We start from the raw sequence: 23,352 nt of genomic DNA, 5'->3' as shown, positions 1-23,352 counted from the left end.
ATTTCGCTATTGTTTTGTTCGCTGCAGCAGCCCGTTCATGTGATCGGGAGAACCAAACAACACGGAGAAATGCATGCTTTGGGAAAAGAAGCTGGCGCAGTGGAGCGCCGCTGTTCGTGCTCGCGCCAACCTGCCTGCGCGGCTCACCTTGTGGGACGGCCAGTCTTATGACTTCGGCACCTTCAGCGGGCCTTCGGTCACGCTGCACGTGAAGTCGCCCGCGGCGCTGTCGCTGATGCTGCAGCCCACGCTCGACAACCTGGGCGAGGCCTACGTCAAGAGCAAGATCGACATCGAAGGCAAGCTCAGCGACGTCATCGACATCGCCTACGGCCTTGCGAAGACATCGATGGACAAGCCCGGCGGCGCGCTTCGGCACATGGCTCGCTACTTCGCGCACACCAAGTCGTCGGACAAGAAGTCCATCGAGTACCACTACGACGTTTCCAACGACTTCTACCGGCTGTGGCTCGATCCGAACATGGTCTATTCGTGTGCCTACTTCGAGAACGGCGACGAAGACCTCGCCACCGCGCAGCTCAAGAAGATCGACCACATCCTCACCAAGATCGAGCTGAAGCCGGGCCAGACCCTGCTCGACATCGGCTGTGGCTGGGGCGCGCTGGTGATTCGCGCGGCGCAGAAGTTCGGCGCGCGCTGCGTGGGCGTGACGCTGTCGCAGAACCAGTTCGACCTGGCGACCGAACGCGTGAAGGCTGCCGGCCTGCAGGACCGCATCGAGATCCGCCTGCAGGACTACCGCGACGTGACCGGCCAGTTCGACCGCATCACCAGCGTCGGCATGTTCGAGCACGTGGGCCGCAAGAACCTGCCCGCGTACTTCAAGCGCGTGCAGGAGCTGCTGGCCGACGACGGCGTGGTCATGAACCACGGCATCACCTCGTCCGACCCCGAGGGCGGCGGTGTGTCTTACGGCGGCGGCGACTTCATCGACCGCTACGTGTTCCCCAACGGCGAGCTGCCGCACATCAGCCTGGCGTTGCAGGCCATGCAGCAAGGCGGCCTCGAAGCATTCGACGTGGAGAACCTGCGCCGCCACTACGCGCAAACGCTGCGCTGCTGGAGCGACGCCTACGAAGCCAACAGCGAGAAGGCGCACGCGTTCGTCGACGAGGAGAAGTTCCGCATCTGGCGCATCTACCTCGCGGGCTGCGCCTATGCCTTCGAGAACGACGACGTGGCCATCTACCAGATCGTCGGGCGCAAGGCCGGCAGGTCTGCGAAGACGCTGCCCTGGTCGCGCCGCTACATCTACGACGGCACCTCGGCGTTGAATGCGGGCTGACGGCCGCAGGTGAAGCCGCTTCAGTAGCCCAGAAGACCGTCCCAGATGGCGAGTTGCGCCAGCTTCGGCACCGTGCCTACGGCCACGCTCCCGCTGCTGCCTTCGCCCATGCGCACCGCATTCGCCAAGGGGCCGGTGTAGCGCGGCCATGCAGTACCGGCGCCGAATGCCGTAGCCTGCGGCTCGCGCGCGAAAGACACCAGCGCCGCTGCCATGCTTGCCGACAGCTGCGCTTCCGCGGTGCCGTTGCCAACCTTGTCCTTGTAGTAGTCCAGCCCGTAGGTGCCGAAGAGCAATGGCAGGTCGGCGCAGTGCGGCACGCCGTGTCCCGGCGCCCTGAGGGCGTGCGCATAGGTGCCGAAGCGCACGTCCTTGCCTTCGCTGGCGAGCCTGCCGGCGTAGTGCACCGAATGGACGCGAATGGCGTAGTCGCCGTAGATCTCCACCAACAGGTCGCCGGCACCCGTTGGCCGTCCCTCGTCGGCGGCAGCCTGGCGGTAGCTTGCGAGCACTTGGCTGCTTGCCGTGGCCGAGTTGGTCAGCGATGTGATGTATGCCAGCAGCTGCGTGTCGTTTTGCGGCAGGGGCGCCGTCAGCGCCTTGCCGGTGGTGGGGTCGATCAGGTCGACGAAGAAGCTGCCTTCGGTCAGCGTGGTCGTGATGATCACGGGCAGGTCGGCCGGCCATGCGGCACGCGTCCAGTCTGCGAGGCAGAACTGCGCGTCCATGACCGGAACGAACTTCGAACTGCGTCCGGTCGTGATGGTGGCTGGCAACGGTTGCGCGTTGAGTGCGATCTCCGCTGCGTGGAGCGTGGCGGCCGGCACGTCGCGCAGGCCCCGCGGCGTGGTGTTCAGGCGGGCGGCCAGCAGTTCGGTGTATGCAGCTGCGTCCTTCAGGCTGAAGCTGTTCGGTGCCGCGTTGCTGGCTGGGCTCAACAGCACGACCTTGCGCAGGAACTTCCGGGAGGCGGGGTTCTGCGCAATGACCGCCGCGCTGGTGCCGCCGGCCGATTGCCCCATCAGGCAGATGTTGTCCGGGTCGCCCCCGAAGGCGGCGGCGTTCTGGTGCACCCATTGCAGCGCGGCCATCTGGTCCTGCAGCTGCCAGTTGGCGACGCTGCCGGTGTCGGCATCGACAAGGTCCGGGTGCGAAAGGCCACCCAGCGCACCCAGCCGGAAGTTGACCGTGACCACCACCACGCCGAGTGCCGCGAGTGCTGCGCCGTTCATCAGCGGCATGCTGGTGGCGCCGGTGCGCCAGGCGCCGCCGTGCAGCCACACGATCACCGGCGCCCTGGCGGCGTCGGCGGCATTCGCGGGTGCCCACACGTTGACCGTCAGGCAGTCTTCGCTCTGCTGCGCCGGCACGGGGTAGATCCACGTGACGTACGGCGGCAGCGTCTGCAGGCTGGCGGCGCCGAACTTGTCGGCGTTCACCATGTCGGACGCGGGCTTGAACGGCTTCGGCGACTGGAAGCGCAGCGCGCCGACAGGCGGCTGGGCATACGGAATGCCGAGGTACGACGCAACGCTGCCGCTGACCTGTCCCTTGAATCGCCCCGAGGTGGTGTCGACGACCGGCGCGGCGGCCTGTTGTCCGGTGCCTGTGCCGTTGCCGGCAAAAGGTGTCGAGAAGCCGCCGCCGCAACCGGCCAGCGGCAGCGCGATCAACGCGCCGGTCGCCTGGATGAACCGCCGCCGGCTTTCGGGCCAGATGGGGAAAGAACTCTTCTTCTCGTGATGCGCCATCGTCGTCCTCGGGTGGCCGGTTCCACAGCGGACCCGACTTGCGGCCGATGCTAGGAGCGATGACCGTGCGATGACACCCGGGCGAATGAAACGCAGCTTTCTGAAAACGCAGTTTTGAACGACGCTATCGCACCGTTTTCGAATAGGGCTCGGTGGCCTCCACCAGCATCGCAAGAAACTGCCGTCCCGCCAGCGTGAGGTCGCGGCGCGAGGGATACAGCGCGTGGATCGAGATGGTCGGCGGCGCCCACCCCGGCGCCACCACGCGCAGGCGGCCCTGTTCCAGGTCTTTGGCGCACAGGCTGACCGGCAGCCGCGCAATGCCGATGCCCGCGAGCGCCGCCTGGTGGATCTGCAGCAGGCTGTCGCTGGTGAATCGTGGATGCACGTTCAGCTCGACCCCGGCATCGCCGGGTCCGCGCAACAGCCAGCGCGAGGGATGCGGGCCGAAGGTCCAGCCGATAGCCGGGCAGTCGTCCAGCGCGGCAAGTGCTTGCGGCGTGGCCGGCTCGCCCAGCGATTCGAACAGCGCCGGCGCGGCTGCCAGCAGGTACGGAAAATCGCCGAGCTTGCGCGACACCATGCTCGAATTGGGCAGCGTGTCGATGCTCGGGCGAATCAGCAGGTCGGCCGCCTCGCTCCAAGGGGAAGGGCGTCCGTCGGTGGAGTCCAGCGTCAGCGTCACCTTCGGATGCCGCTTGACGAACTCCACGCACAGCCGCCCGACCAGGCCCGTGGCCATGGCGGCGGGGCACGACACCCGCAAATGGCCCGACGGCTCGTTGAGCGTGTCTTGCGCCACCGCGAGCGCGTTGCGGGTCTCGGCGCGAATAGCCAGGCCGTGCTGGTACAGGCGTTCGCCGATCTCCGTCACCTTGAAGCGCCGGGAGCTGCGCACCAGCAGGCTCACGCCAAGGCGCTTTTCGAGGCCCGCGATGCGGCGGCTCAACCGGGACACGGGAATGTTGTGGCGCGTGCTCGCGGCGTTGAACCCGCCGGCTTCCACCACCAGCACGAGCGCGATCAGGTCGTCGACGACGCCGTTGAGTTCATCCATTCGCAGCTTTCTGAAGCGCCAGGCGCCCGGATGACGCCGGCCGGCTGCACCGGACTGTAGCCAACGAACGGCGCCGAGAGCCCGAGCAGGGGACAGGGACTCATGCCGTCTATAGCATGCACGGCTCATGACCTCCCCCAACAGAACAACAAACCGCCCGCTGGTCATCGCCTCCATCATGGCCTCCATGGCGATGGTGGCCATCGAAGCCACCATCGTCTCCACCGTGATGCCGCAGATCGCCTCCGAGCTGGGCGGCCTGCATCTCTACAGCTGGGTGTTCGCCTCTTTCCTGCTCGCGCAGACCGCGATGACGGTGGTGTTCGGCAAGCTCTCCGACCTGTACGGCCGCAAGCCCATCATGTTCGTGGGCATCGCCGTCTTCGTCATCGGCTCGGTGCTGGCGGGCTTCTCGTGGTCGATGCCGGCCATGATCTGCTTCCGGCTGATCCAGGGCATTGGCGCGGGCGCCATCCAGCCCGTGTCGCTCACCATCGTGGGCGACCTCTATCCGGTGCGCGAGCGCGGCAAGGTGCAGGGCTGGCTTGCGAGCGTGTGGGCCGTGTCTGCAGTGGTCGGGCCGATCATCGGCGCGCTGATCGTGCAGAAGCTGTCGTGGGCCTGGATCTTCTGGGTCAACGTGCCCATCGGCCTGGCCGCGGCGGCGGGCTTCTGGTTCTTTTTGCACGAGGCGCCCACGGTGCGGCGCTCGTCCATCGACATGGTGGGCGCGGTGCTGTTCACCATCGGCATCGCGGCGCTGATGATTGCGCTGACCGAGTTCGGCGTCGGCAATTCGGGCGTCGCGCTCGCGTGGGCCGGGTTGTTCGTCGTCACGCTCGCGCTGTTCATCGCGCAGGAGCGCCGCGCGGCCGACCCGATGGTGTCGCTGCGCCTCTGGGGCGCACGGATGATCGCCACCGTGAACGGCGCGGCCATGCTCGCCGGCATGGTGCTGATCGGCATCACGACCTTTTTGCCGATGTACGTGCAGGTGGTGCTGGAGCGCTCTTCGGTCACGGCCGGCCTCACGCTCACGATGGTGATGCTCGGCTGGCCCATCGGCGCGACGTTGACCTCGCGCACCTTCCACCGCATCGGGCTTTGGCGCATGGTGGTGGCCGGTGCGGCGCTGATTCCACTGGGCACATCGACCTTCGCCTTGCTGGGGGCGGGCAGTTCACCGGTGCTGCCCGCCGTGGGTTCTTTCATCATCGGCCTGGGCATGGGCGTGATGAGCCTGAGCTCGCTGATCCTGATTCAGGAAGGCGTGGAGCTTTCTCAACGCGGCGTCGCCACGGCGTCGAACGTGTTCTCGCGCAACCTTGGCAGTGCGCTGGGGGCTGCCTTCTTCGGCGCGGTCTTCAATTTCGGGCTGACGCGCGGGGACGGCACGATGATGTTCACCGACGACCAGTTGCGCCTGCTGCTGCAGGGCGTGCACGGCTCCGTAGCGGGGGATGCGGGCATCCGGCTGGCGCTGGGCGGCTCGCTGCATCTCACCTTCATGGCGATGCTGGTCGTGAGCCTGGGCGTGATCGCGCTGGCTTTGCTGCTGCCCAAGGAAGGGCTGGAGAGCCATGTGGTCGGAGCGGGGAAGCCGGCGCCGAAGTAGCCGGTTTCAGGGCCTCAGCAGAGACTTTTTCATGTACGCCAGGTAGAAGCCGGGCGCGTAGTCGTCGATGCGGGCGTACTCCTCGTAGCCGTGCTTCAGGTAGAAGGCCCGCGCCTGCCATTCGAAGGTGTCGAGCTTCGCGTTCTTGGCGCCCAGCGCGATGGCTTGCCGTTCGGCTTCGACGAGCAGGCGGCTGCCGAGACCCGTGCCTCGCGCATCTTCCTCGACAAAGAGCACTTCGACGTTGAGCCAATACAGGAACACGAAGCTGCGCAGTCCGCCGAGGAGGCGGCCGTTTTCGTCCCTTGCGTTGAGGCGGATGTACTGCTGCTCGGGGTACTCGCCGACGAAGCCGTAGTTGTAGTGCCGCAGCTTGAGGCCCAACTCGCCGGAGCGGACTTCTTCGGGCGTGGGTGTCGTGATCGTGATGTTCGTCATGGCATGTGGGCTGGGTAAGAGCCGGGCAACTGTACCGGCCCCGAACCGCTACCCACTCAGGAATGACAGACGAACCCGTCCTTGAGCAGCGTGATCTCGAACTGCAGGTTGCCAGCACGCGCACCGCGTGCCTGTGCCAGCGTGCCGTCCGCGCGCCATTGGCGCAGCGCGGCGGCCAGGTAGTCGCGCGAGGTGGCGTCGCCTTGCGGTAGGCGGATGGCGGCGTCCGACGGCGGGCGCAGGCCGCTTGCCAGTGGCTTGTAGAAGCGCCATTCGTCGTTCTTCAACAGGCGTTCCAGCACTTCGGCGTCTTCGGCCAGTGCGGCGCATTCGCCCGCCATGAAGGCCGACACGGCATGCACGGAAGACGGGTAGCTGCGCGGCTGCGCCCCGTAGCGCAGCGACACCGCACCGGCGTAGCCCGAGCCTTCGCCCACGCAGACCGGCGCGCCGCGCAGCGCCTCCGCATCCTGCACACGGCCTTTGCGTAGCGCGACCACCAGGCCACTGCCTGTGTCGTAGCTGCCAGGGGCCGCGTCGATGCCTTTCGGCGCGGTGGCAGACGGCACTCCAGCGATCAGCAGGTCGACACGGCCATCGCGTAGTGCCGCGTCCTGCGCGGCAGCGTCCAGCCCTACCAGCTCCAGCGTCACGCCCAGCGAGCGGGCCAGCTCGCGCGCCAGTGCGGCGTCGAAGCCATCGGGCTCCGGTGGCGTGGGTGCTTCGGGAGGGGCAGGGCGCGGATAGCGGCGCACGCCAACGACCAGCGTGCCGCGTTCGATGGCCCTGGCCAGCACCGGCCCCTTGGGCAATTCGCTCAGGCGGCTCCCCGAAGCCCACGATGCGCCCAGGCCCGCCAGCGCAGCCGCCGCAACGAGCGAGGCGCCGGCCAGCGCGAGCCGACGAGAGCGCGAGGCCGACGGAGAAACGGCGTCACTCATCGAGACTCAACCCCCGCCGCCAGCGCAGCAACCGCCGCTCCAGCAGCGCAAGCAGGTAGTTGAGCACCAGCCCCAGCACCGCCAGCAGCAGGATGCCCGCATACATGGTCGGTATCTGGAAGGTCTCCTGCGAATTCAGCGTGAGAAAGCCCAGCCCCGAATGCGCGCCGATCATCTCGGCCGCCACCAGCGCGGTGATGCTGTACGCCCCCGCCAGCCGCACGCCGGTAAAGATCGACGGCAGCGAGGCCGGCAGCACCACCTTGAAGAAGATGAAGCGCTGCGACGCGCCCATCGACAGCGCCGAGTTCACGAGCAGCCGGTCGACCTGCTTCACGCCACTCACCGTGCTCAGCAGCACGGGCCAGAACGAAGCCCAGAAGATGATCGCCACCTTCGACAGCTCGCCGATGCCCAGGAACAGGATGAACACCGGAAACAGCGCGAAGGCCGAAGTCTGGCGAAAAAGCTGCAGCACCGGATCGACGATGGCCGCCAGCCGCTTTGAACTGCCAATCAGCAGGCCCAGCACCACGCCAAAGAAGCTCGCGAGCACCAGCCCCCACAGCGAGCGCTGCAGGCTGGCGGCCATGTGCTTCCAGAGCTGGCCGGTGTCGACGAGCTGGGCGATGCTCGCGATCACGGCGGAAGGCGGGCTCAGGTAGGCATCGCTCACGATGCCAAGGCGCGGCAGGGCCTCCCACAGCGCCAGGAAGATCACGATGCCGATGCCGCGTTCGGCCACCCGGCCGAGGCCGCGAGCGAACTTGAAGAGTCGGCTGGGCGAACGAACCACTGGAGCGTCGAGCACGGCACTCATGACACGCCCCCTTCGAGCGACTTGGGCCGCAGGCCGATCTGCACTTCGTCCTTCAGTACTTCCCACGCACGTTGCCGCAGCGCGGCGAACTCGGCCGAGTGACGAAGCTCCGCCGAACGCGGGCGCGCGAGCGGAATGTCGATGATGTCCTTGATGCGGCCGGGCCGCTGCGTCATCACCGCCACGCGGTCCGACAGGTACACCGCTTCTTCCAGGCTGTGCGTGATGAACACGATGGTCTTGCGGTACTGCTCCCAGATGCGCAGCAGCTCGCCCTGGAGAATCTCGCGCGTCTGCGCATCGAGCGCGGCGAAGGGCTCGTCCATCAGCAGCACGTCGGGCTTGTAGGCGAGCGAACGCGCAATGGCCACGCGCTGCTTCATGCCACCCGAGATCTCGTGCGGGTAGCGATCCGCAAAGCCATGCAGGCCCACCAGTTCGAGGTATTCGTGCGCGGTGCGGCGACGTTCGGCCTTGCCGACGCCGCGTATCTCGAGCCCGACCGCGATGTTGTCGAGCACCGAGAGCCAAGGAAACAGCGCATAGCCCTGGAACACCACCCCCTGGTTGCGATTGATGCCCGCGAGCGGCTGGCCGTTGATGGCAATGCGCCCGCCAGTGCGTTCGGTCAGCCCGGCCAGGATGCCGAGAAAGGTCGACTTGCCGCAGCCCGACGGGCCGAGCACCGAGAGGAATTCACCCTCGCGCACGTCGAGGTCGAAGCCTTCGAGCACACGCACGCGCTCGCTCGCGCCGCGGGCTGCGTAGTCCATCCGCACGTCGCGGGCAGAGATCTTGATGGTCATCGGCGCGCGCTCAGGCCTTCGTGGCGATCTTGCTGGCGAAGGGGTTGAATTCGTTCGTATACACGTCCTTCACTGCCACCTTGCCGGCGGCGAGCTTGCCTTCGGACTGCAGGATGTCGATGTAGTACTGGATCGGCGGCTCGGTCACCACCAGGTCGTCGACGTAGGCATAGCGGTCGACATTCTTCAGGTCCATGTTGATGCGCTTGGCCACCAGCTTGCGGGCTTCCTCGGTGTTGGCGTTGACCCAGTTGCCGGCCTTGGCTAGCGCAACGACCACGTCGCGCACCGCCTCGGGGTGCTGGCGGATGAACTGGCCGTGGGCGCTGTACGGCGCCATGCCGCCGAGGCCGCCGTCGAGGTCGAAGTCGCTCCACAGCCGCACAAGCTGGTCGGCGTTGTCGGCGCGACCAGAGAAGGGCGCGTGGATGATCGCCAGGTCGGTGTTGCGCGTTACCAGCGTCTGCTCGGCCTGCTCGTCGGGAATGACGACGAAGTTGATCTTGTTCACGTCCACGCCGTGTTGGCGCAGGTACTTCTTGGTGACGAACTCGGCGCAGGCGCCGAAGCTGTTGAAGCCGATGGTCTTGCCTTCGAGGTCCTTCGGTTCGCGGATGCCCGAGTCCTTGCGAACGAAGTACTTCATGTGCGGCGCTTCCTGCAGCGTCTTGCCGCCCGCAGCCACGACCTTGAGGTCGGCGCCCGAGGCAATGGCCGAGATCACCAGCGGCACCATGCGGCTGCCGAAGTCGATCTCGCCCGTGCCCACCAGCGGAATGATCTGCGGCGCGGCGATCTTGCCGACGTACTCGGGGCGCGTGTTCGTGCCCTCGAAGTAGCCGAGCTCGTCGGCCAGGTAGATCAGGTCGAACGAGGGGTTGTTCGGGTACTTGAAGGCAACCTTCTCGCCGGTCTTCTTCACCACGGCCGGAGCGCCGCCGGCCGATGCAGTCTTGCCTTCTTCGCGCGAGCAGCCCGCCAGCAAGAGGCCACCGAGGCCGCCGGCCGCAGTCAGCGAGGCGAAAGTCTTGAGCGCAAGGCGGCGCGAAGGGTGGGAGGGCGTCTCGATGGGCATGGCGGCGCGCTCCGTTAGCGGAGCGGTCTGGAAGTTGGCGGAGCGCCGATGCTAGAAAGCGCCCCGCGCCGCGCCAACGAAGAAAACCGCCTATGCATATGCGGCGACGGATACGCGCGACAGCGGCGTGGAAATGCTTGCCGCGCTGTGCCTGCGGGGGCATCCTCGACGGCTCTTTTCCCTTCCTTCATCCACTGTCAAGACAAGACACACCCATGACCTACCACGCCGACTCCAAGCGCTACGACGCCATTCCCTACCGTCGCGTCGGGCGCAGCGGGCTCGTGCTGCCCGCCATCTCGCTCGGGCTCTGGCACAACTTCGGGGACACCACCTCCATCGCCACGCAGCGCCAGCTGCTGCGCACGGCCTTCGACCTGGGCATCAACCACTTCGACCTGGCCAACAACTACGGCCCGCCGTACGGCAGTGCCGAGACCAACTTCGGCCGGCTACTGCGCGAAGACTTCAAGCCGTACCGCGACGAACTCATCATCTCGAGCAAGGCCGGCTGGGACATGTGGCCGGGCCCGTACGGGCAGGGCGGCGGTTCGCGCAAATATGTGCTCGCGAGCCTCGACCAGAGCCTGCAGCGGCTGGGCGTGGACTACGTCGACATCTTCTATTCGCACCGCTTCGACCCGCACACGCCGCTTGAAGAAACCGCCTCCGCGCTGGCCCAGGCCGTGCAGCAGGGCAAGGCGCTGTACATCGGCATTTCGTCTTACTCGGCCGGCAAGACGCGCGAGATTGCCGCGCTGCTGCGCGAGTGGAAGGTGCCGCTCCTGATCCATCAGCCGGCCTACAACCTGTTCAACCGCTGGATCGAGAAAGACCTGCTGAACGCGACCGATAAACTGGGCGCGGGCATCATCGCGTTCACGCCGCTCGCGCAGGGCCTGCTGACCGACAAGTATCTGAAGGGCATTCCGGCCGATGCACGCATCAACCGGCCCGGCGGCGGCTCGCTCAAGCAGGAGCACCTGTCCGAAGCCAATGTGGAGCGTGCCCGCGCGCTCAACGAGATCGCCAAGCGCCGCGGCCAGACGCTGGCCCAACTCGCGCTGACGTGGACACTGCGCGACCCGCGCGTCAGCTCCGCGCTGATCGGTGCGAGCCGGCCCGAGCAGATCGTCGACAACGTCGCGGCGCTGTCGCATGCGCCCTTGAGCACGGAGGAGCTGGCGGAGATCGACAAGTACGCGGTGGAAGGCGGCGTCAATCTCTGGGAGAAGCCATCGACCGATTTCGCCTGAGGCCCGGGATCGCGATTCGCGAACCGCATCAGGTAACTTGGAATCCGTCTTTGGAAAAGCAGTGGCACTGCGCAGAATTGGCCGAAGTTTTCTTTCGACCGTTGCCATGCCACTGCGCACCCACTACGTTTCCCCGGCGGCCCAGGCCCGCCATGTTCTCGCCCTGACAGCCAAGGCCTGGCGCATTCCGCCAGGCTCGGCACACGAAGTGGCGCGGCGTGCGCCGCATGGCTATGTGCCGGTGAGGGCGCTGCGGCGGCTGCATGCGGCTGCCGCTCTGGCCTTGCTGCCGCATTCGTGGTGAGCTGCGCGTGCTTTTCAGTGCGCGCTGACTCATTGCAAGTCCTCCACCGCCTCTCTCTTTTTGCTCGGTTCTCCATCCCCAGTTTTGGGGATGTCACCGGCGCAGGTGATACCTACATTCGACACTGCCCGTAAGCGGAACAAGGTAGCGCAAAAGCGCGAGGAGAGAGGAACCCATGAGAATCCGTAATCTTCTGGCGGTAATTGCCGCCGTTATCTCAACCGGCTGCACCACCGTTGTCGTCGATCGAGCTCAGAGCGTTGCCACTGCCGGCAAGGCATATGCTGAAACGCTTGGCCAAGTGAACGAGCTCGCGCTAGAGAACTCGATCTCCTTCAATGCGGTTTTTCTTTCGAACGAGGCGACAAGAAACCCGGCGATGCTGAATCAGACGACTGCACTCATTCTGGAGAGGCGGGCTCTGGTCGGCGAAGCGAATGTCTATTTCAGGAAGATCGGCTCCTACTTCGAAGAGCTGGGAGCCTTGGCCAAGGACGATCAAAGTGCAGCCACTGCCGCATCGGTAGAGCAGGTTGCGGACGCCTTGAAAAAAGAGCCCGTGGGGCTGAAGCTCAGCGACGAGAAAAAGAAATCCCTGTCCGGCCTGGCGGGATTCGTTGCGAAGCAGGTTCATGCGGCTGCGGTTGAAAGAGCACTCAGAAGAGATGCGGTCACGGTAGGGGAAGCTCTTGCGTTGAGCGAAAAACTTCTTGATGAGGAGATTCGCTGGATAGCAGTCAGGGCCGAAGCCGAGCGCGCCAAAGCCTACAAGCTCAAGGTGGAGAAGCCCTACCTCGATCCCAAGACCGAGCTGGGTGCACCATGGCGCGATGCTTGGACTGCCTACGTGAAGACGACGCCGGTCATCGAGATCCTGCAAAAGGCCAAGAAGGCCAGCGTGGACATGCAGAAACAGTGGATCACTACGCTGCGTGGAGATTATTCGGCGGAAGAGATCAAGCAATCGCTCGCGAACATCAAGGCGGGTGCCGAGGCGATCAAATCCGTCAAGAGCGCGTACTAGCGAGGAGAACATCATGAACGACTATGACTACGAGGCTTTCCGCACTGCCATCGAGGACTCGTTTATCTCTCTCTATGCAATAGATGCCGCGTCGCTGACGGCCGCACAAAGAAAAGTTCATCAGAAGCAACTCAATACGACCTACCTTGCCTTGCTGAAGGTAGAGAACAATGCGTTCGCGAGTTTGACGGGTCAGGCAAAAATCACTCTCGCAGGACTTTCGAGCTCCGTGCTCCTCCTTCAAAGTCAACTGGCGGGGTTCAAGAAAGCGCAGGAGACACTCGAGATCGTTGCCGATTTCCTGGGTGTTCTGGAGACGATCGTCACCTTGCTGCCTTGAGGGGCAAATCGCGGAATTTCAGTCCAAACCATTGCGGCGACCGAGCATTCAACAGATATCGATATAGAAATTCGGCGCAACCGGTGCGCGCGATGCCCAAGAGAATTTGAAGCAATTCTTTCAAGGGCGCTTCCCGCCTCACACCGTGTCTTATTCGCTGTCCCTGCTCGACAAGAGCCTGATTCCCGAAGGCGCCGACGCCGCACAGGCGTTCCAGCACACCATCTCGCTCGCACAGAGCGCTGAGCGGCTGGGCTACCGCCGCTACTGGCTCGCAGAGCATCACGGCAACAAGAACTACGCAGGCTCGGCGCCCGAAGTGCTGGCTGCGCATGTGCTTGCGAAGACTTCGCGCATCCGCGTGGGCACGGGCGGCGTCATGCTCCAGCACTACAGCCCGTTCAAGGTGGCCGAGACGTTTCGCGTGCTGGCCTCGCTGGCGCCGGGTCGCGTGGACCTGGGCATAGGCAAGGCGCCGGGCGGCCTGCCGCTGACGAGCAAGGCGCTGCAGTGGCTGCACGATCCTGTGAAGAAGGGCGAAGACTTCGGCGTGCGTCTCGCCGAGCTAGATGCATTCCTGCACGACGGCATCGCCTCCGGCCATGCGCTGGCCGGTGCGGTCGCCACGCCCAATCCGCCACAGCTGCCGCAGCGCGTGCTGCTCGGTGGCAGTCCTGAGAGCGCGGTGCTTGCAGCGCGCCTCGGCTGGCAGTTCGTCTATGCGGGGCACTTCAACGGCGACCCGGTGAATCTCACGCAATCACTCGAGGCCTATCGCGCGGAGTCGGGTCGCGCACCGCTGCTCGCGCTCTTTGCATTCGCGGCAGAGACGCACGAGAGAGCAGCGGAGCTTGTTGGCGCGCTGCGAAGCTTTCGTGTGCACCTGCCTACCGGCCAGAGCGTCAACCTGCCGAGCCTCGAAGCCGCCGCCGAGTTTGCAAGGCAAGCCGGCGTGAGCGACTACCGCACTGAAGAGCGCCGCCCTCATGTGGTCGCAGGCACCGGTGAAGAGGTGCGCGATGCGCTCGACGCACTGAGCGAGCGTTATGGCATCGAGGAGTTTGTCATCGACATCCCGGTGGCCGGCTTCGCGGAGCGCCACGCATCCGTCGAGCTGCTCGCCAGGGCGCGTGAACCGGCAGCAGTGCCGGCCTGAGCCTTCCCTTTCCATTCCAGAAGAGACAAGAAAGAAGAGAGCGATCGTCATGAGCAACAACATCAAGTTCGGCGTCATGCTGCAGGGAGCCGGCAGCCACATGAATTCCTGGAAGCATCCGGGCGGGCCGGCCGATGCCAGCGTGAACCTCGACTTCTTCGTGCGCACCGCGCAGAAGGCCGAAGCGGCAGGCATCGCCTTCGCGTTCGTGGCGGACGGGCTCTACATCAACGAGAAGTCGATTCCGCACTTTCTCAACCGCTTCGAGCCGATTTCGATCCTCTCGGCGCTCGCGACCGTGACCTCGAAGATCGGCCTCGCAGGCACCGTCTCCAGTTCGTACAGCGACCCGTTCACGGTGGCACGCCAGTTCGGCTCGCTCGATTTGATCAGCGGCGGCCGCGCGGGCTGGAACGTGGTGACCACGCCGCTCGAAGGCAGCGCAAAGAACTACAGCCGCGCGCACCCCGAGCACGCGCTGCGCTACGAGATCGCCGACGAGTACCTGGCCGTGACGCAGGGCCTGTGGAACAGCTGGGACGACGACGCCTTCGTGCGCAACCGCGAGAGCGGCCAGTTCTTCGACCGCGAGAAGCTGCACACGCTGGACCACAAGGGGCGCTTCTTCCAGGTGTCGGGCCCGCTGAACATCCAGCGCTCGCCGCAGGGCCAGCCAGTGATCTTCCAGGCGGGCTCGTCGGACGCGGGCATCGGGCTCGCCGGCAAGTATGCAGACGCGGTGTTCACTCATTCGCCCTCGCTGGAGGACACGCGCAACTTCCTGCGGCAGGTGAAGGCCAGCGCCGTCGCGCAGGGCCGGCAGGCCGATGACGTGAAGATCTTCCCCGGCATCGGCCCGGTGGTCGCGGCCACCGAGGCGGAGGCCGAAGCCAAGTACCGCGCCATTCGCGAGCTGCTGACGGTGGAAGAGGCGCTGGCCTACCTCGGCCGCTTCTTCGACCACCACGACTTCAGCCAGTACCCGCTGGACGCGCCGTTCCCCGAGCTGGGCGAAATCGGCCGCAACAGCTTTCGCTCGACCACCGATCGCATCAAGGCCAATGCGAAGGCCAAGGGCCAGACCCTGCGCGAAGTGGCGCTCGAAGTGGCCACGCCGCGCACGCAGTTCGTGGGCACCGGCGAGCGCATCGCCGACGAGATCATCCGCTGGGTGGACGAGGGCGCGGCCGATGGTTTCATCCTCGGCTTTCCGGTGCTGGGGCAGGGCCTCGACGACTTCATCGAGTTCGTGATTCCGGTGCTGGAGGCACGTGGACGCTACCAGCGCGAGCTGCCCGGCCACACCCTGCGCGACCACCTGGGCCTGCCGCGCAAGGCGAGCCGCTATGCAGCGCAGGAAGTTGCGCCCGCAGTGCAGAAGGCTGCCTGATGAGCGAACAGTTCCTCTACACCACGCCGCTCGACCCGCGCGCGAAGCCGCTTATCGAAGGCCTGGCCTTCGAGTACGACAGCCGCTACGGCGACGTGCTGCGCGAGCCGGGTGCACCGCGCGAGATGGACCGCTATCCGCCCGAGGTGTTCGCGCCATCGCACGGCGGCAACTTCGTGCTGCTGCTGCGCGACGGCGTTGCCATCGGTGGCGGTGCGTTCATGCGCCACGACGAGCGTACGGCGGAACTCAAGCGCGTGTGGACGCACAGCGACCTGCGGCGGCAGGGCCTGGCCAGCAAGGTGCTCGCCGAACTGGAGGCTCAGGTGCTGCGGCTGGGCTATGAGCGCATCTACCTGACGACCGGCTTTCGCCAGCCTGAGGCCGTGGGCCTGTATCTCGGCCATGGCTACACGGCGCTGTTCGATCCGCCTGTCGACCCGGAGACGCCGCGCAAGCTGCCGTTCGAGAAGTACCTGGACACGGGGCGTCATCGCAGTCGCCTTGCCGAGCAACAGGCCGGGGCGGTGCAGCGATGAATACGACCGTTCTCGATGTCGGCACCGAGCCGCGAAGCCCCGTACCGGTTCGCGCGCCGCAACCGCAGCGCCCAGCACCTGCACCAGTGCCCGCGAAGGGCGACTACTCGCACTTTCGGGTCGTGCCGGCCAGATACCCCGCGCGCACGGCCGGCACCATCTTCGCAATACTCGTCATCGGCATCGTGCTGCACTCGACGCTGACCAACCCGCGCTGGGGCTGGGGCGTGTTCGCAGAATGGTTCTTCGCGGAGCCGGTGCTGCAAGGCCTGGGTCGCACGCTGCTGCTGACGGCGCTGGGCGCGCTGTTGGGCTTTTTCTTCGGCACTGCCCTGGCGCTGGCGCGTGTGTCCCGCTCGCCGCTGCTGGCGCGGCTGGCTTGGGTGTTCACCTGGATCTTCCGGTCGATTCCGGTGATCGTGCTGCTGCTGATCATCAACAACCTGGGCTACCTCTACGAGACAGTGACGCTGGGCATTCCGGGCACCGACGTCACCTTCTTCTCGTACCCGACAACGCAGCTGATCAGCCCCTTCGTGGCCGCGCTGCTGGGTCTCACGCTGAACCAGGCGGCCTTTGCCTCGGAGATCGTGCGCGGCGGCATCCTGTCGGTGGAGCAGGGGCAGCTCGAAGCGGCGGCGGCGCTGGGGCTGTCGCGCACGCGGCAGTCTTTTCGCATCGTGCTGCCGCAGGCCATGCGAACCATTCTGCCCACGGCGTTCAACGACATCATCGGACTGGCCAAGGGCACGTCGAACCTCTACATCCTGGCCCTGCCCGAGCTGTTCTACACGATCCAGATCATCTACCGGCGCAACCTGGAAGTGATTCCGCTGTTGATGGTGGCGACGGTGTGGTATCTCATCATCCTCACGGTGCTGTCGGTGGTGCAGCACTACGTGGAGCGGCATTTCTCGCGCGGAGCGCTGCGCAATCCGCCGAGTTCGTGGCTTGGCGGCGTGGTGCGCGGGCTGTGGCGGGCGAAGGTGCCTGCAGCGCTGCCTGTCGCCGAGGAAGCATCTGTCGCCGATGCCCCTGCGCAGGTGCCGCGCTGGACCGATCCGCTCACGCAGGGTGGCGAGGTCACTATCCACGGCGTGTCGAAGAGCTTCGGCGCGCTCAAGGTGCTCGACGACGTGACGCTGACCGTGGGGCAGGGCAGCGTGACGGTCATCCTCGGCCAGTCGGGCTCGGGCAAGTCGACGCTGCTGCGCGCCATCAACCACCTGGAGCGCGTGGACGACGGCTTCATTGCCATCGACGGCGAGCTCATCGGCTACCGCCGCGACGAAGACACGCTCTACGAGCTGCACGAGAAGGAGATTCTCAAGCGCCGCGTCGACGTGGGCATGGTGTTCCAGAACTTCAACCTGTTCCCGCACCTCACGGTGCTGGAGAACATCGTCGAGGCGCCGGTGTCGGTGCGCGGCCTGCCGCGTGCGGAGGCCGAGGCGCTGGCCTCCGAACTGCTGGTGCGCGTGGGCCTGAGCGACAAGACGCATGCCTATCCGAGGCAGCTCTCCGGCGGCCAGCAGCAGCGCGTGGCGATTGCCCGTGCACTGGCGCTCAGGCCGAAGGTGCTGCTGTTCGACGAGCCCACTTCGGCGCTCGACCCCGAACTGGTCGGCGAGGTACTGGCCGTCATCAAGGAGCTGGCGCGCTCGGGCACCACGCTGGTCATCGTCACGCACGAGATCGGCTTTGCGCGCGAGGTGGCCGACACCATCGTCTTCATGGAGCGCGGCCGCATTCTCGAAACCGGCTCGCCCGACAAGGTGTTCAACGCGCCGGAGCATCCGCGCACGGCCGAGTTCCTGGCCAAGGTTCTTTGACTTTTCCTTTCCTCTCTTTCTTGCTGCATTGCCCTTCATGACCCATCGACGAAACATCCTGTCCGTTCTCCTGGCCGCACTGCTGGTGCCGCTCGCTGCCTCGGCCCAGCCCGCCGCCGACCTGAGCCCCGAGCAGGCCGGCCGTCCGCGCGCGCAGAAGATCGACGAGGCCATCAAGCTCGCGAAGGACTTCAAGTTCCAGAAGGAAGGCGTGCTCGTCGTCGGCACGACCACCGGCCGCCTGCCGTTCGCCGCCTATGCGACCGACACCAAGACGCCGGTGGGCAACGCCCCCGACATAGCGCAGCTGGTGGCCGACAGCCTCGGCCGCAAGCTGGAGCTGGTGTCCACCGCCTGGGCCGACTGGCCGCTGGGCCTGCAGTCGGGCAAGTTCGACGTGGTGGTGTCCAACGTGACCGTGACGGAAGAGCGCAAGGAGAAGTTCGATTTCTCCACCTACCGCAACGACCAGATCGGCATCTACGTGAAGTCGGACAGCAAGCTCGGCGCGATCAAGGAGCCGAAGGACATCGCGGGCCTGAAGGTGATCGTTTCCGCCAGCACCAACCAGGAGCAGATTCTTCTGCGCTGGAACAAGCAGAACGTGGCGGCCGGGCTGAAGCCGGTGGAGATCCAGTACTACGACGACGATGTGGTGCAGCGCCTGGCCATCCAGTCGGGCCGCGCCGATGCCTACGTGGGCCCGAACGCCATCGCTGCCTACGAGGCGCGCGACGGCAAGACGAAGCTTGCGGGCGTGTTCTCGGGCGGCTGGCCGCAGACGGCCGAGATTGCTGTCACTTCGCGCAAGGGCTCGGGCCTTGCCGATGCGGTGACGCTGGCGCTGAACACGCAGATCAAGAACGGCAACTACGCCAAGGCGCTGTCGCGCTGGAACCTGGAGTCGGAGGCCATCGCAGCCTCGCGCACCAACCCGCCGGGCCTGCCGAAGAACTGATGATGGCCATGACTTTTCTCAAGCACGCCTGGATTGCCCGTGGCCTTGTCGCGCTCGCGCTTGTGGCCGGCGCGGCCCATGCCGCCGACAAGTTCGACTTCAGCCCCGAGCAACGCGGCCGCCAGCGCACCGGCAAGGACGCCGAGGCCGTCAACGCGATTCCACCGGGCTTCAAGTTCGTGAAGGAGGGTGTGCTGACGGTCGCGATCGCACCGTTCGCGCCGCCCATATCGACCTACGCCACCGACGCGAAGACCGTCGTCGGCTTCGATCCCGACTTCGCGTTGCTCATCGCCGACGCACTGGGCCTCAAGCTCGACCTGCAGCCCATCGCCTGGGCCGACTGGCCGCTGGGCCTGAGCTCGGGCAAGTACGACGCCGTGATCTCCAACGTGGGCGTGACCGAGCAGCGCAAGGAGAAGTTCGACTTCTCGACCTATCGCCTCGGCCTGCACGGCTTTTATGTGCGCACCGACAGCGCCATCAAGTCGATCCGCGAGCCGAAGGACGTGGCGGGCCTGAAGCTGACGACCGGCGCCGGCACCAACCAGGAGCGCATCCTGCTCGAATGGAACCGGCAGAACGTTGCTGCGGGCCTGAAGCCCGTCGAGATTCAGTACTACGACGACGACGTGACCCGCACGCTGGCGGTGGTCACCAAGCGGGTCGATGCCAATTTCAATCCGAATGCGCCGCAGGCCTACGAGGCGGCGAAGAACGGGCAGATCCGGCTGGTCGGCACTGTCAATGCAGGCTGGCCGCTGAAGTCGGACGTGGCTATTGCCACTCGCAAGGGAAGCGGCCTCGCGGCGGCGCTGACCACCGCGGCCAACAACCTGATCCGCAACGGCACCTATGCCAAGGCGCTCGCGCGCTGGAGCCTGGCCGAAGAAGCGTTGCCGAAGTCGGAGACCAACCCGCCAGGCTTGCCGAAGTTCGCGCCGTGAGCATTCGCCATCTCGCATTCCTCACGCCGGGCAACTACGCCGAGGCCGACCCTTTCGCGGGCATCGAGGCCGCGCTGAAGCTCTTCGAGTTCGGCGAGAAGCAAGGCTTCAACGGGGCGTGGGTACGGCAGCGCCATCTGGAGCGCGGTGTGTCGTCGGCCGCGACCTTCCTGGCCGCCGCGACGCAGCGCACGCGCCGCATCGAGCTGGGCGCAGCGGTGATCCAGATGGGGTACGAGAACCCGTTCCGTCTTGCCGAAGACCTGGCCACGGTCGACGTGCTGTCGCGCGGCAGGCTGCAAGTGGGCCTGAGCGCGGGTGCGCCACTGCATGGTGCTTTGCTCGGCAACCGCTTCTACGACGGGGCGCCGAACACCATCGACTTCACCCACAAGCGCGTGGGGCGGCTCAAGGCCAATCTGGAAGACACGCTGCTCGGCGACGACCAGACTTTTGTCGAATCGGCCGGCGGACGTGTGCGGCCACGTGTGCAGCCCCATGCACCGGGCCTGATCGGCCGGCTCTGGTATGGCGGCGGTTCGCTGCGCTCGGTCGAATGGGCGGGGCGCAACGGGTTCAACCTGCTGCTGGGCAATGTGCTCTCCGGCGAGACCACCGACGACTTTCTGCAGGCACAGCTGGGCTTGATCGAGCGCTATCGCGCGAGCGAAGTGGATGCGGGCAGGGGCAGGGTGGCGCTGGGCCGCGTGATCGTGCCGCTCGACGGCGCCGATGCCGCCACGCGCAAGCGCTACCGAGAGTTCGCGGCCGGCCGCGTCGAACGCACGCTGGCACCGCAGGGTGAGCGCCGCACGCTGTTCGCGACCGATCTCGTAGGCACGTCCGATGAAATTCTGGAGCGCCTGCGCCGCGACCTGGTGCTGCCGCATGTGAGCGAATTGCGCGTAGAGCTGCCCTACAACTTCAGCAGCGAGGACTACGAACAGATATTGACCGACCTGTCCGGCCGCATAGCGCCGGAGCTCGGTTGGCGGGCGCTTTGATCTGGAGGAGGAAGTGAGAGGAAGCAGGAGTTGAGTTCGAGGTGAGTCGGAGTCGGGTTGCGTTTTCTTGTGCAATTCGATGGACGGCTTTGGGCGGGCCCTTGGGCCCGCTTTTTTTTAGCCTTGCGCTGTGGACACACCGAGCAGGAAGTCCGTGACCTCATCCGAGAACACGTAGCGCTGCCCACCGATAAGCACGCTCTCCGCATTCGCGGGGTCCGGTCGCGCGGTGGGCATGCCGTGTGCGACCAGTGCTTCAGCGCAGCCGAGCCAGTCTCCTTCACCGTCCGGCGGTTCGTTGCATGAAGCCCACGAGAGGCCGCCGCAGGCGTTGTCGTCGAAGCCGTGCCGTTCTTCCCAGCTTGCGCCGTGCGCCAGCAGGAATCTGACGAGGCCGGCATCGCCGCGAAACACGGCCTTGTTCAGCGCCGAGGCATCCCAGTCGCCGCCGCGAGTTGCGATGGGCCAGCCGAGTTCGACCATCAACTTCACCGCGTCGCTGCATCCCTGCGCTGCGAGTTCCGGCAACTGGCGCAACTGCGTTTCTGAGAGCGTGCCGACGATGCCGGGGTGCGCTGCGTGGATGCGGCGGGCGGCGGCCTCGTCGCCCTGGGCGCAGGCTGCGACGAAGGCTTCATCCACTGGAAGCGGGGCGCCACCTCGGGCTTTTTGCAGCAAGCGCGCGACCTCCGGCAGACCGAAGCGCAGGGCGACGGTATATGCGCTCGTGCCATCGCTGGTGGTGACTGAAGGATCGGCGCCTGCTGCCAGCAAGGCCTCGATATGCGCGGGCGACCTGCGCCGCCGGATTGCCCACAGCAGCAGCGAACCCCAGTCGCTTGTGGGAGAGCCCATGGGCGGTTCGTTCGCATTGCCGCCGTGCGTGAGCAGCAGCCTCAGCGTTTCCACATCGTCGAGGTCCAGCACGCGATAGAGCGCATTCGTGCCCGAGATGCGCGCACCGGCGTTCAGCAGCAGCCGCGTGCAGGCCGGGTTCTCCAGCGAGTGATAGAGCGATTCGCCGTCGTTCGGATCGGCGCCTGCGTCCAGCAGCAGTTTCGTGAGTTCGGGGTCGCGGTTCTGGCCGGCGGCGCCGTAGAGCGTGGACAGGCGCTCGGTGTCTGAGGGCGCATCGATGGACGACGGAGGCCAGCGGTTGCCGATCGACTGATCGGGATCGGCACCCGCATCGAGCAGCAGCTTTGCGCAGGTGTGCAGGCGTTCACGGAACTCGGGCAGCTGCATCAGGCTGGAATGGGCCACGGCCACGAGCGACGGGAGCGCGAGCGGGCCTTCCGCACGGTGCACCCAGCCCGGGTCTTGTGCGATGGCGCGGCGCAGCAGTGCTTCGTTGCCGATCGCACAGGCTAGGCTGGGATCGTCGCCGAGCAAGCCGGGGCTTTCTTCGAGCAGGCGCAGAGCCACCGATGGCCGCGCGCGGTTCGTGCCGCCTGCGATGTCGCCCGCGTAGACAAGGCGCAGCCAGTAGAGAACGGACTTTGCCGGATCTTCGGACTGCGACCGTCGCGCGAGAACAAAACCTTGCAGGTCGGCCCAGGACGCGAAGCCGTACTCACGCGCCACGCACGACTGCGCATCGTGCAGGCGCAGGCCAAGGGCCGTGATCGCGGGGTCGCTCTTGCCGGTGGCGGCCGGAAAAGCTTCGCGGAACCGGGCGGTGGCGGTGGGGTCGTTGCTTCGGTAGAGAGCAAGCAGCTCCTTGGCTTGCTTCTTCAGATGGCCCAGGTCGGGCCGGGCGGGCATGCGCTTCATGTGAACCTCCGTGCATCAGACGCCGATGACCCGCAAATCCGGCTGCACAAAAGGCGTGTGGATCGGCAAATGAAGGCAAGTGGGTTCAACCCTTCCCGCGGGCCCGGGCGCGGCTTGCACCGCGGGCGGGATGTTAGGGCACGACGTGCGCGCCGGTCAACGGACAGACAGCGAGCGGCTACAGTGGCGCGCACATTCATCTTCCCGATATCCGACGCAAACCATGCTGCCCCGATTCATCCAGCGACTTGCCGCACGCCTTGGTGGTTCGACCTCGACACCCGACTCTCCGGTGGAGGGCCGGCTCGTGGTGAAGCCAGGCGACCTGCTGACCCAACGCGACGGACACGCCTGGCGAGCCGTCTGGATACTCGAGGTCGACCCGTGGCCCGATGGAACAGCGGCCGCCCACTGCCTGAGCTACAAGCCGATGGACGCCAAGCCCACGGCCGACTCTCTGAAACAGGCGCAGGTGTCGATATGGCACGCCCCCATCGACGCAGGCAGCTTCGGTGAAGAGGGCTGGGAGCTGATCGGCAACCGGCCGCCCACCGAAGAAGACCTGATCGGCTTTACCGAGTACCTGAGGCTCACCGACTTTCCGCGGTACCTCGAAGTAACAGGCAAGGACAGCAAGGAGATCGTCCACGAGGCCAACGCGCACTACCTGCGCGGGAACGAACTCTGCGAGCAGGGCAGGAAGCAGGAAGGCATCGCCGAATACGACGCGGCGGTGGAGCTGTTTCCGCTGTTCTTCGAAGCCATCGACAACCGGGCATTCACCCACATGGAGCTCGGGAATTTCCGTGAAGCGCTGAACGACTTCGAGCAGTCGCTGCGGGTGAATCCCGACGGGCCAGCTGCTTTCTTCTCAAAGGGCGAGTGCCTGATGCGGCTCGGCGAGTTGGCCGCCGCGGAGGCAATCTTCGCGGAGGGAGTGGAGCGGTTTCCCGAGAAGAAGGCGCTCTTCCAGGACTTCCTGAAGCGCGTACGGGCGCAGCGCTCCGCGAAGGGATAGCC

Annotated in this window: 22 protein-coding genes; 14 read left to right on the top strand and 8 right to left on the bottom strand. The window is 65.9% G+C overall.

Features of this window, described 5'->3' with window-relative positions:
- Window positions 1-73: 73 nt before the first annotated feature.
- Window positions 74-1,306 (top strand): SAM-dependent methyltransferase, encoded by a 1,233-nt coding sequence (locus NWF24_RS15855; RefSeq protein WP_258355008.1) that lies wholly within the window; start codon window positions 74-76, stop codon window positions 1,304-1,306.
- A gap of 20 nt (window positions 1,307-1,326) precedes the next feature.
- On the opposite strand, the gene NWF24_RS15850 is transcribed toward NWF24_RS15855, so the two are convergent.
- Entirely contained in the window at window positions 1,327-3,057 is a 1,731-nt protein-coding gene (locus NWF24_RS15850; RefSeq protein WP_258355007.1) for a carboxylesterase family protein, read from the bottom strand.
- A gap of 124 nt (window positions 3,058-3,181) precedes the next feature.
- Complete coding sequence (locus NWF24_RS15845; protein ID WP_258355006.1) at window positions 3,182-4,114, bottom strand: LysR substrate-binding domain-containing protein; 933 nt, start codon at window positions 4,112-4,114, stop codon at window positions 3,182-3,184.
- Window positions 4,115-4,241: 127 nt separating this feature from the next.
- On the opposite strand from NWF24_RS15845, the gene NWF24_RS15840 reads away from it, so the two are divergent.
- On the top strand, window positions 4,242-5,729 hold the full coding sequence (locus tag NWF24_RS15840; protein ID WP_258355005.1) for an MFS transporter: 1,488 nt from the start codon (window positions 4,242-4,244) through the stop codon (window positions 5,727-5,729).
- Between the two features lie 6 nt (window positions 5,730-5,735).
- Here NWF24_RS15840 and NWF24_RS15835 read toward each other — a convergent pair whose 3' ends face one another.
- The 5 genes from NWF24_RS15835 to NWF24_RS15815 are packed head-to-tail and all read right to left on the bottom strand — an operon-like array spanning window position 5,736 to window position 9,809.
- Window positions 5,736-6,167 (bottom strand): GNAT family N-acetyltransferase, encoded by a 432-nt coding sequence (locus NWF24_RS15835; RefSeq protein WP_258355004.1) that lies wholly within the window; start codon window positions 6,165-6,167, stop codon window positions 5,736-5,738.
- A 56-nt stretch (window positions 6,168-6,223) separates the two neighbouring features.
- A complete protein-coding gene (locus NWF24_RS15830) occupies window positions 6,224-7,108 on the bottom strand; it encodes a substrate-binding periplasmic protein (protein ID WP_258355003.1) in 885 nt (294 codons plus the stop codon).
- Window positions 7,101-7,928: an ABC transporter permease gene (locus NWF24_RS15825; protein ID WP_258355002.1), complete on the bottom strand. Its 828-nt coding sequence runs from the start codon at window positions 7,926-7,928 to the stop codon at window positions 7,101-7,103. The genes NWF24_RS15830 and NWF24_RS15825 overlap by 8 nt, the downstream gene beginning before the upstream one ends.
- Window positions 7,925-8,734 (bottom strand): ABC transporter ATP-binding protein, encoded by an 810-nt coding sequence (locus tag NWF24_RS15820; RefSeq protein ID WP_258355001.1) that lies wholly within the window; start codon window positions 8,732-8,734, stop codon window positions 7,925-7,927. Before NWF24_RS15820 ends, NWF24_RS15825 begins: the two co-directional genes overlap by 4 nt.
- Before the next feature lie 10 nt (window positions 8,735-8,744).
- A complete protein-coding gene (locus NWF24_RS15815) occupies window positions 8,745-9,809 on the bottom strand; it encodes an ABC transporter substrate-binding protein (protein ID WP_258355000.1) in 1,065 nt (354 codons plus the stop codon).
- Between the two features lie 215 nt (window positions 9,810-10,024).
- On the opposite strand from NWF24_RS15815, the gene mgrA reads away from it, so the two are divergent.
- From mgrA to NWF24_RS15755, 11 genes are all read left to right on the top strand, one after another.
- On the top strand, window positions 10,025-11,065 hold the full coding sequence (gene mgrA / locus NWF24_RS15810; protein ID WP_258354999.1) for an L-glyceraldehyde 3-phosphate reductase: 1,041 nt from the start codon (window positions 10,025-10,027) through the stop codon (window positions 11,063-11,065).
- Between the two features lie 106 nt (window positions 11,066-11,171).
- Window positions 11,172-11,369, top strand: a complete 198-nt coding sequence (locus tag NWF24_RS15805) for a hypothetical protein (RefSeq protein WP_258354998.1) — start codon at window positions 11,172-11,174, stop codon at window positions 11,367-11,369.
- Between the two features lie 175 nt (window positions 11,370-11,544).
- Window positions 11,545-12,393 (top strand): hypothetical protein, encoded by an 849-nt coding sequence (locus NWF24_RS15800; protein ID WP_093173770.1) that lies wholly within the window; start codon window positions 11,545-11,547, stop codon window positions 12,391-12,393.
- Window positions 12,394-12,406: 13 nt separating this feature from the next.
- Complete coding sequence (locus NWF24_RS15795) at window positions 12,407-12,733, top strand: hypothetical protein (protein WP_093173768.1); 327 nt, start codon at window positions 12,407-12,409, stop codon at window positions 12,731-12,733.
- Between the two features lie 145 nt (window positions 12,734-12,878).
- A complete protein-coding gene (locus NWF24_RS15790) occupies window positions 12,879-13,889 on the top strand; it encodes an LLM class flavin-dependent oxidoreductase (RefSeq protein WP_258354997.1) in 1,011 nt (336 codons plus the stop codon).
- A gap of 49 nt (window positions 13,890-13,938) precedes the next feature.
- A complete protein-coding gene (locus NWF24_RS15785; RefSeq protein WP_258354996.1) occupies window positions 13,939-15,279 on the top strand; it encodes an LLM class flavin-dependent oxidoreductase in 1,341 nt (446 codons plus the stop codon).
- A complete protein-coding gene (locus NWF24_RS15780; protein ID WP_258354995.1) occupies window positions 15,279-15,818 on the top strand; it encodes a GNAT family N-acetyltransferase in 540 nt (179 codons plus the stop codon). The genes NWF24_RS15785 and NWF24_RS15780 overlap by 1 nt, the downstream gene beginning before the upstream one ends.
- A complete protein-coding gene (locus NWF24_RS34195) occupies window positions 15,815-17,650 on the top strand; it encodes an amino acid ABC transporter permease/ATP-binding protein (RefSeq protein WP_309148875.1) in 1,836 nt (611 codons plus the stop codon). Before NWF24_RS15780 ends, NWF24_RS34195 begins: the two co-directional genes overlap by 4 nt.
- 37 nt (window positions 17,651-17,687) lie before the next feature.
- Window positions 17,688-18,608: an ABC transporter substrate-binding protein gene (locus NWF24_RS15765; protein WP_258354994.1), complete on the top strand. Its 921-nt coding sequence runs from the start codon at window positions 17,688-17,690 to the stop codon at window positions 18,606-18,608.
- Window positions 18,609-18,616: 8 nt separating this feature from the next.
- Window positions 18,617-19,555: an ABC transporter substrate-binding protein gene (locus NWF24_RS15760; RefSeq protein ID WP_258354993.1), complete on the top strand. Its 939-nt coding sequence runs from the start codon at window positions 18,617-18,619 to the stop codon at window positions 19,553-19,555.
- Window positions 19,552-20,559 (top strand): LLM class flavin-dependent oxidoreductase, encoded by a 1,008-nt coding sequence (locus tag NWF24_RS15755; protein ID WP_258354992.1) that lies wholly within the window; start codon window positions 19,552-19,554, stop codon window positions 20,557-20,559. The genes NWF24_RS15760 and NWF24_RS15755 overlap by 4 nt, the downstream gene beginning before the upstream one ends.
- A 117-nt stretch (window positions 20,560-20,676) precedes the next feature.
- On the opposite strand, the gene NWF24_RS15750 is transcribed toward NWF24_RS15755, so the two are convergent.
- Entirely contained in the window at window positions 20,677-22,332 is a 1,656-nt protein-coding gene (locus tag NWF24_RS15750; protein WP_258354991.1) for an ankyrin repeat domain-containing protein, read from the bottom strand.
- A gap of 223 nt (window positions 22,333-22,555) precedes the next feature.
- On the opposite strand from NWF24_RS15750, the gene NWF24_RS15745 reads away from it, so the two are divergent.
- The gene (locus NWF24_RS15745; RefSeq protein WP_258354990.1) at window positions 22,556-23,350 is read left to right on the top strand and encodes a tetratricopeptide repeat protein; all 795 of its coding nucleotides are present in this window, start codon (window positions 22,556-22,558) and stop codon (window positions 23,348-23,350) included.
- Window positions 23,351-23,352 lie beyond the last annotated feature (2 nt).

The organism is Variovorax paradoxus, assembly GCF_024734665.1.
Lineage (GTDB): Bacteria > Pseudomonadota > Gammaproteobacteria > Burkholderiales > Burkholderiaceae_C > Variovorax.
Note: the sequence above shows the minus strand (reverse complement) of the source record. Positions and strands in the feature narration are given on the sequence as shown.